Here is a 4,903-nt window from a genome sequence, read left to right on the forward strand (position 1 = left end):
CGCCGCAACCCGGGTCGAGTTCTTTACCCTGCAACGCGGAGAAGACGCATGACCGGCCACGGATTCACCGACCCCGCGCGGCAATCGGCCCAAGGCTTTCGCGTGCTGATGGAGGCGATGGCCCGGCCCGGCACGATCCACCGCCTGGATCAGGCCCATGCCCCCGGTGTGGGGCCAGCTGCGGCGACCGTGCTGCTGTTGCTGGCCGATCCCACGACGCCGGTGCATCTGGCGGGCGACCTGCCCGACCTGGACGCGTGGCTGCGCTTTCACGCCGGATGCCCGCTGACGGAGGCGCCGCAAGCCGCGCTGGCCGTGGGGCGCTGGACGGACCTGCTGCCGCTGGACCGCTTTGCGGTGGGCCTGCCCGACTATCCCGACCGTTCGGCCACGCTGATCGTCGAGCTGGACCGGCTGGACGCGGACGGTCCCGTCCTGCGCGGGCCGGGCATCCGCGACCGCGCCGCGCTATCCCTGCCCGCGACCGAACCATTTGTTGCCAATCGCGCCCTGTTCCCGATGGGCCTGGATTTTGTCCTGACCTGCGGCGACCGGCTGGCCTGCCTGCCGCGCAGCACCCGCGTGGAGGCCGCCTGATGTATGTCGCCGTCAAGGGTGGCGAACGCGCCATCGACAACGCCCATGCCTGGCTGGCCGAGGAACGCCGCGGCGACCCCGACCTGCCGCTGATGACGGTCGACCAGATCAAGGCCCAGATGGCCCTGGCCGTGAACCGGGTCATGGCCGAGGGGTCGCTGTACGACCCCGACCTGGCCGCCCTGGCGATCCGCCAGGCGCGCGGCGACCTGATCGAAGCCGTGTTCCTGATCCGCGCCTATCGCACCACGCTGCCGCGGCTTGGCGCGTCCGTGCCGGTGGACACGGGCGCGATGGCGGTGGACCGGCGCGTCTCGGCCACGTTCAAGGACCTGCCCGGCGGTCAGGTGCTGGGGCCGACCTTCGATTACACGCACCGCCTGCTGGACTTCGCCGATCAGGCGGCGGTGGACCCCGCGCCGTTGGCCGTGCCCGACACCGGCCCCGTGCCGCATGTCATGGCGATCCTGGACCGCGACGGCCTGATCGAACCCAGCCCCCGCGACGACACCCCTGCCCCCGACCTGACCCGCGAACCGCTGGAGCTGCCCGCGAACCGCCCCCTGCGCCTGCAGGCCTTGGCCCGCGCGGACGAGGGCTTCGTGCTGGGCCTGGCCTATTCCACCCAGCGTGGCTACGGGCGCACCCACGCCTTTGTCGGCGAATTGCGCATCGGCCGCGTGCCCGTGCAGATGCACATCCCCGAGCTGGACATGACCATCGACATCGGAGAGATCGAGCTGACCGAATGCGAGACCGTGAACCAGTTCAAGGGCTCGCGCACCGAACCTGCGCAGTTCACGCGCGGATACGGGCTGGTCATGGGACAGTCGGAACGCAAGGCCATCGCCGTCAGCCTGGTCGACCGCGCCCTGCGCTGGCAGGAGCTGGGCGAGGATTTCACCGGCGCCCCCGCGCAGGACCAGGAATTCGTGTTGTCCCATTGCGACAACATCCAGGCGACCGGGTTTCTGGAACACATCAAGCTGCCCCATTACGTCGATTTCCAGGCCGAACTGGAACTGGTCCGCCGGTTGCGGACCGACAGTGCAAAGGATGCGCAATGATCAAGGCGATCGTCTTCGACATCGGCAACGTGCTGGTCCGGTGGGACCCGGTGGCCGCCTTCCTGCCCCTGATGGGGGACCGCGCGTCGGTCCTGGCGTTTCTGGACCGCGTGGATTTTCCCACGCTGAACCTGCGCGCGGACGGCGGCGAATGCTTTGACGATCTGGGGGACCAGATCACCGATCCCCGCGACCGGGCGGCCTTTCTGGCTTATCGGGCCGGACACGCGGCCTCGATCCGCGAGCCGATCGAGGGGACATGGGCGCTGATGGACCGCCTGCGCGCGCGGGGCCACGCGATCCATGCGATCACCAACTGGTCCGCGCAGACATGGCCCATCGGCCTTGCCACCCACCCGCGGCTGGCCACCGCCTTTGGCATCACCGTCGTGTCGGGGATCGAGGGCGTGCTGAAGCCCGACGCGCGCATATTTGCCACGCTGTGCGACCGCGCGGGCGTGGCGCCCGACCAGTGCCTGTTCATCGACGACAGCCCCCGCAACGTCGCGGGCGCGCGGGACGCGGGGATGGCCGCGCACCACTTCACCGATCCAGACACGCTGGAGGCCGATCTGATCCGACGGGGGCTGCTATGAGCGAATACAACTTTGCCTATCTGGACGAACAGACCAAGCGGATGATCCGCCGCGCCATCCTCAAGGCGCTGGCGATCCCCGGATATCAGGTGCCCTTTGCCAGCCGCGAAATGCCCATGCCCTATGGCTGGGGCACCGGGGGGGTGCAACTGACCGCCGCCTGCCTGACCCCCGACGACCGGCTGAAGGTCATCGACCAAGGGGCCGACGACACCACAAACGCGGTCAGCATCCGCAAGTTCTTTCAGCGCACCGCGGGCGTCACCGTCACCACCGCCACCACGGACGCGACCCTGATCCAGACCCGCCACCGCATCCCGGAAACGCCCCTGACCCAGGGCCAGATCCTGGTCTATCAGGTGCCGATCCCCGAACCCCTGCGTTTTCTGGAACCGCGAGAGACCGAGACCCGCAAGATGCACGAGCTGGAGGAATACGGCCTGATGCACGTCAAGCTGTACGAGGACATCGCCAGGCACGGCCAGATCGCGACCTCCTATGCCTATCCGGTCAAGGTCGAGGGGCGCTATGTCATGGACCCGTCGCCGATCCCGAAATTCGACAACCCGAAACTGTCGGACAGCCCGGCGATCCAGCTGTTCGGGGCGGGGCGCGAACAGCGCATCTATGCCCTGCCCCCGCACACCCATGTCGTCAGCCTGGATTTCGACGACCACCCGTTCCGCGCGACCAAGGCCGACCATGCCTGCGACCTGTGCGGCGCTGACGCCAGCTATCTGGACGAGGTCGTGACCGACGACGCGGGCGGGCGGATGTTCGTCTGCTCCGACACCGATTTCTGCACCGCGCGCGTCGCCGCCGGGCACAAGGGCCGACTGGCCGCGGAGGCCGCATGACCGCCCCCATCCTGTCCGTGCAGCACTTGGAACGCCGCTATGGCGCGCGGATCGGCTGCACCGATGTCAGCTTTGATCTGTGGCCCGGAGAGGTGCTGGGCATCGTCGGCGAAAGCGGGTCGGGCAAATCGACGCTGCTGTCCTGTCTGGCAGGGCACCAGCGCCCCGATGCGGGCACCGTCACCTATGACGGGCGCGACGTGCTGGCGATGGCCGAGACGGAACGCCGCCGTCTGGCGCGCACCGAATGGGCCTATGTCCACCAGCATGCCCGCGACGGGTTGCGCATGGGGGTCAGCGCCGGGGCCAATGTCGGCGAACGGTTGATGGCCGTGGGCCAGCGCCATTACGGCGACATCCGCGCCGCCGCCGTCGACTGGCTGGACCGGGTCGAGATCGCCGAAGACCGCGTGGACGACCGCCCCTCGGCCTTTTCGGGCGGCATGCAGCAGCGGCTGCAGATCGCGCGCAACCTGGTGACCGGGCCGCGGCTGGTGTTCATGGACGAACCCACGGGCGGGCTGGATGTCAGCGTCCAGGCGCGGCTGCTGGACCTGCTGCGCGGGCTGGTGCGCGACATGGGCCTGTCGGTCGTCATCGTCACGCATGACCTCGCGGTGGTGCGCCTGCTGGCCGACCGGCTGATGGTGATGAAATCGGGCCGCGTGGTCGAACAGGGCCTGACCGACCAGGTGCTGGACGATCCGCAGCATGCCTATACCCAGCTTCTCGTCTCCTCCGTCCTGCAGGTTTGAACATGATCCAGGTCGACAATCTGTCCAAGTCCTTCACGCTGCACAATCAGGGCGGCACGGTCATTCCGGTCATGGCCGGGGCGGCGCTGCATGTGGATCCCGGCGAATGCGTGGGGCTGGTGGGCCAGTCCGGCGCGGGAAAATCCACGCTGATGCGGATGATCCAGGGCAACTATCTGGCGGGCGGCGGCAGCATCCGCATCGCCGGCACCGAACTGGTCGGCGCCGCGCCCCGCACCGTGACCGCGCTGCGGCGGGGCACGTTGGGCCATGTCAGCCAGTTCCTGCGCGTGCTGCCCCGCGTGCCCGCCGTGGACGTGGTGGCCGAACCGCTGCGCGCGCTTGGCGTGGCGCAGGCGCTGGCCCGCGAACGCGCCGAATGCCTGCTGTGGCGGCTGAACATCCCGCGCCGGCTGTGGGGCCTGTCGCCCACCACCTTTTCGGGCGGCGAACAACAGCGGATCAACATCGCCCGCGGCTTTGTGCATCCCTATCCGGTGCTGCTGCTGGACGAACCCACGGCCAGCCTGGACGCCGCCAACCGCCAGGTCGTCCTGTCCCTGATCGCCGAGGCCAAGGCCCGCGGCGCCGCGATCCTGGGCATCTTTCACGACGCCGAGGCCCGCGACGCGGTCTGCGACCGGCTGGTGGACGTGACCGGGTTCACGCCGGGGCGCGCGGCATGATCGCGGCGATCGTCGGCCCCTCCGGCGCGGGCAAGGACACGCTGATCGCGGGGGCATGCGCCGCCTGGCCCGACCTGCGCCTGGCGCGGCGGGTGATCACCCGCCCGTCGGATGCCGGGGGCGAGGATTTCGACGGCGTCACCCCCGCCCGGTTCGACGCGCTGCGCGACGGGGGGCATTTCGCGCTGGACTGGCAGGCGCATGGCCTGTGCTATGGCATTCCGCATGATCAGCTGGACGGTCCGGCGGTGGTCTTCAACGGCAGCCGGGCGGCCCTGCCGCAGGCCGTCGCGCGGCTGCCGGGGCTGCGGGTGATCCTGATCGACCGCCCCGCGGAGGTGCTGG

6 protein-coding genes and 1 pseudogene are annotated in these 4,903 nt (G+C 69.5%); all 7 read left to right on the forward strand.

The genetic code is table 11. The annotated features are described in order from the left end of the window. Window positions 1-48 precede the first annotated feature (48 nt). Entirely contained in the window at window positions 49-597 is a 549-nt protein-coding gene (phnH, locus tag TY51_RS15530) for a phosphonate C-P lyase system protein PhnH (RefSeq protein WP_042251081.1), read from the forward strand. Beyond that, window positions 597-1,664 (forward strand): carbon-phosphorus lyase complex subunit PhnI, encoded by a 1,068-nt coding sequence (locus TY51_RS15535; protein WP_042251084.1) that lies wholly within the window; start codon window positions 597-599, stop codon window positions 1,662-1,664. The genes phnH and TY51_RS15535 overlap by 1 nt, the downstream gene beginning before the upstream one ends. Beyond that, window positions 1,661-2,260: an HAD family phosphatase gene (locus tag TY51_RS15540; RefSeq protein ID WP_042251086.1), complete on the forward strand. Its 600-nt coding sequence runs from the start codon at window positions 1,661-1,663 to the stop codon at window positions 2,258-2,260. Before TY51_RS15535 ends, TY51_RS15540 begins: the two co-directional genes overlap by 4 nt. Then, window positions 2,257-3,117: an alpha-D-ribose 1-methylphosphonate 5-phosphate C-P-lyase PhnJ gene (locus tag TY51_RS15545; RefSeq protein WP_042251089.1), complete on the forward strand. Its 861-nt coding sequence runs from the start codon at window positions 2,257-2,259 to the stop codon at window positions 3,115-3,117. The genes TY51_RS15540 and TY51_RS15545 overlap by 4 nt, the downstream gene beginning before the upstream one ends. Continuing rightward, entirely contained in the window at window positions 3,114-3,872 is a 759-nt protein-coding gene (gene phnK, locus TY51_RS15550) for a phosphonate C-P lyase system protein PhnK (RefSeq protein WP_042251091.1), read from the forward strand. Before TY51_RS15545 ends, phnK begins: the two co-directional genes overlap by 4 nt. A 2-nt stretch (window positions 3,873-3,874) precedes the next feature. Continuing rightward, entirely contained in the window at window positions 3,875-4,558 is a 684-nt protein-coding gene (phnL, locus tag TY51_RS15555) for a phosphonate C-P lyase system protein PhnL (protein WP_042251093.1), read from the forward strand. Continuing rightward, a pseudogene (locus tag TY51_RS15560) lies at window positions 4,555-4,903 on the forward strand (phosphonate metabolism protein/1,5-bisphosphokinase (PRPP-forming) PhnN); the annotation flags it as partial. The gene phnL and the pseudogene TY51_RS15560, both read left to right, overlap by 4 nt.

Origin of the sequence: Paracoccus sp. PAMC 22219, from assembly GCF_000787695.1 — a bacterium.
GTDB lineage: Bacteria > Pseudomonadota > Alphaproteobacteria > Rhodobacterales > Rhodobacteraceae > Paracoccus.

Bases quoted from the DNA above. Each gene is read 5' to 3' on its own strand.
- phnH (WP_042251081.1), top strand. From the start codon at position 49: ATGACCGGCCACGGATTCACCGACCCCGCGCGGCAATCGGCCCAAGGC.
- TY51_RS15535 (WP_042251084.1), top strand. From the start codon at position 597: ATGTATGTCGCCGTCAAGGGTGGCGAACGCGCCATCGACAACGCCCAT.
- TY51_RS15540 (WP_042251086.1), top strand. From the start codon at position 1,661: ATGATCAAGGCGATCGTCTTCGACATCGGCAACGTGCTGGTCCGGTGG.
- TY51_RS15545 (WP_042251089.1), top strand. From the start codon at position 2,257: ATGAGCGAATACAACTTTGCCTATCTGGACGAACAGACCAAGCGGATG.
- phnK (WP_042251091.1), top strand. From the start codon at position 3,114: ATGACCGCCCCCATCCTGTCCGTGCAGCACTTGGAACGCCGCTATGGC.
- phnL (WP_042251093.1), top strand. From the start codon at position 3,875: ATGATCCAGGTCGACAATCTGTCCAAGTCCTTCACGCTGCACAATCAG.